General features: G+C 44.7%; 4 protein-coding genes. 3 read left to right on the forward strand and 1 reads right to left on the reverse strand.

Translation table 11 applies throughout. The features are described 5' to 3' along the window. Positions 1 to 214: 214 nt before the first annotated feature. On the reverse strand, positions 215 to 619 hold the full coding sequence (locus tag VB740_RS36500) for a hypothetical protein (RefSeq protein ID WP_152592082.1): 405 nt from the start codon (positions 617 to 619) through the stop codon (positions 215 to 217). Positions 620 to 670: 51 nt separating this feature from the next. On the opposite strand from VB740_RS36500, the gene VB740_RS36505 reads away from it, so the two are divergent. Genes VB740_RS36505 through VB740_RS36515 form a run of 3 tightly spaced genes read left to right on the forward strand, consistent with a single transcriptional unit; the run spans position 671 to position 2,042 of the window. Further along, positions 671 to 1,051: a hypothetical protein gene (locus VB740_RS36505; protein ID WP_323204679.1), complete on the forward strand. Its 381-nt coding sequence runs from the start codon at positions 671 to 673 to the stop codon at positions 1,049 to 1,051. Positions 1,052 to 1,056: 5 nt separating this feature from the next. Then, entirely contained in the window at positions 1,057 to 1,449 is a 393-nt protein-coding gene (locus tag VB740_RS36510; RefSeq protein ID WP_323204680.1) for an ASCH domain-containing protein, read from the forward strand. Next, positions 1,446 to 2,042: a hypothetical protein gene (locus VB740_RS36515; protein WP_323204681.1), complete on the forward strand. Its 597-nt coding sequence runs from the start codon at positions 1,446 to 1,448 to the stop codon at positions 2,040 to 2,042. Before VB740_RS36510 ends, VB740_RS36515 begins: the two co-directional genes overlap by 4 nt. The last annotated feature ends 45 nt before the right edge of the window (positions 2,043 to 2,087 follow it).

Below are 2,087 nucleotides of genomic sequence, written 5' to 3' on the forward strand. Positions count from 1 at the left end.
TAATTTTTAGCGATCGCAGCTTTTTTGCCCGATCTCACCAAATCGCGTTGCTCCCTACCGCGATGCTGTCTACACAAAAGACCCAAGCGATCGCACTATCGAGTTGATTGTTGAGAAAAATCGCCTTTACGGTAAGCTCGGCACTGCGACCATGTTATGCGATTTATCGACCTCGAAATTTTTGAACTTGGCCAGGTAAACGGGATGGAGTTAATTAATTTGGTGTGCTACTGCCACCATTTCGGTCACGTAAATACTCCCAAATTCTGCGGATTTCTTCTTGAAAAGCTTGACGGTCGCGCTCTGCTTGAAGCAAGGAAGCAAGCAAAACTTCTCGATCGCGGTCAGCTTGAATTTCAGTTTCCCTTATAGTTTGACGGTCACGTTCAGCATCTCTTTGAGCAGCACGTAATCCTTCCTGATGGAGGCGTGCAATGTCAGCCAGTTCCCTAATGGTACGCTCTAACCTAGCAATGGTTTGCGAGTTACCCCTTGTTTCCCGCCTGTTAGCATTTTGTACTGTCCTCAGCAAATCCAGTTCGTCACCTATCTCTTCTAGACGAGTATCAATATTATCAAACCTTGCACTGATATCTTCCGGTGGAAAAGCGTTTGTCATAATCCCTCCTTCCTCTTTCTATTCTCGCAGAAACTCACAGCTACAGACTTTATGAGTACAACTATCCAACAACTCTTTCATAAATGGGCAACTCTTGCCCCTGATGAATGTTTATCTACTGAGCGCGATTACAAGTTCAAGCTCCGAATTTTACCAGATGTTGAAAAGTGCAATTCTCTTACTGCTTGTCGCCAAATTATTACTGAGAACTTAGAAACACATTTAGCTAATCGACGTGATTTTACAATTCAATTGTTGAATTTTGTGCTACTGACGATTATTCAGCACTGTGCAGCTCGACAGTCTAGTATCAGCTTCAGCTTTACAGAACTTGGGACTATCGCCACAATCTGCAACGGACTGCGTTCACAGCCACATCCACATCCAGCGATCGCGGCATTAGACGCTTACGTTCAATTGCTGGAGTTTTAAAACAGATGAAAGCGCTATCTGTCCGTCAGCCTTGGGCATGGGCAATTATTTATGCTCTTAAGGATATTGAAAACCGTGGTTGGCCCATTCATTATCGCGGCGACATTCTGATTCAGGCTGCAAAAACCTGTACCAAGAAAGAGTACCAGCTAGCGAGAGAATTTTGCCAAAGCATGGGGGTAGTAATCCCAGAGTTAATCTCTCTACGTCGCGGCCAAGTTATTGGCATTGTCACAATAGTAGATTGCAAGTTCTCACAAGTTGCATCTGGCTGGGGGATGGCTGGGCAATACCATTGGCATCTGGAGAATCCGCGCGAGATTACACCGATTCCTTACATTGGGCGATTGGGGATATTTGAAGTACCCGATGATTTGGTCATGGAGGTGGCTGCATGACTAAATCAGTAATATTTGAGTTATCTGCAATACCCGAAAAATTCTTAGAGGACGACCTTAGAGCTTCACAACTGCATAGCCAAGGATGCCTCTATCCGTATCTCGAAAAGAAAAAGCTACTTGATGGCTCAATAGTTTTTTACCCACGAGTTATAGGACAACGTGACCCAGACAACCCGATTCAGTGGCGATGGGGTTTTAACTGGGAAGAACGAGTTAATGGAGTATGGAAAGGACGAAGTATAGGCTCAATTCCCCCTGGTGCTGTCCACATGATTCGTCTAATGCAACAGCAGGGGGCTAGGGAAGATATTATCGCCTTTATCAAAAAAGCGAAATCCAAAAAGACATCACCAAAATTAGATGTCTGCAAAAATTTTGATAACACAAAAATAAAACCAGTTCTGCCAGATGATGCCCCGATCGCTGTAGTACTTTTCGCGGGTGGCGGCGGGATTGAAGCGGGGATGGTACAAGCCGGGATTCGTCCGGTCATTGCAGTAGAGCTTAACCCAACTAAACCAGACTTGAGCAGGGCGATCGCTCTCAATCATCACCGCAACTTTAGCGAGTATGGCTGTAGAATAAGCTAATCGGCATTTAAATTGCAACATAGTCACTATTGCCTTTGTTTTTTA

It is taken from the genome of Nostoc sp. UHCC 0251 (genome assembly GCF_034932245.1).
GTDB lineage: Bacteria > Cyanobacteriota > Cyanobacteriia > Cyanobacteriales > Nostocaceae > Nostoc.

Coding starts and splice junctions, on each gene's coding strand:
- VB740_RS36500 (WP_152592082.1), bottom strand. CDS start 619: ATGACAAACGCTTTTCCACCGGAAGATATCAGTGCAAGGTTTGATAAT.
- VB740_RS36505 (WP_323204679.1), top strand. CDS start 671: ATGAGTACAACTATCCAACAACTCTTTCATAAATGGGCAACTCTTGCC.
- VB740_RS36510 (WP_323204680.1), top strand. CDS start 1,057: ATGAAAGCGCTATCTGTCCGTCAGCCTTGGGCATGGGCAATTATTTAT.
- VB740_RS36515 (WP_323204681.1), top strand. CDS start 1,446: ATGACTAAATCAGTAATATTTGAGTTATCTGCAATACCCGAAAAATTC.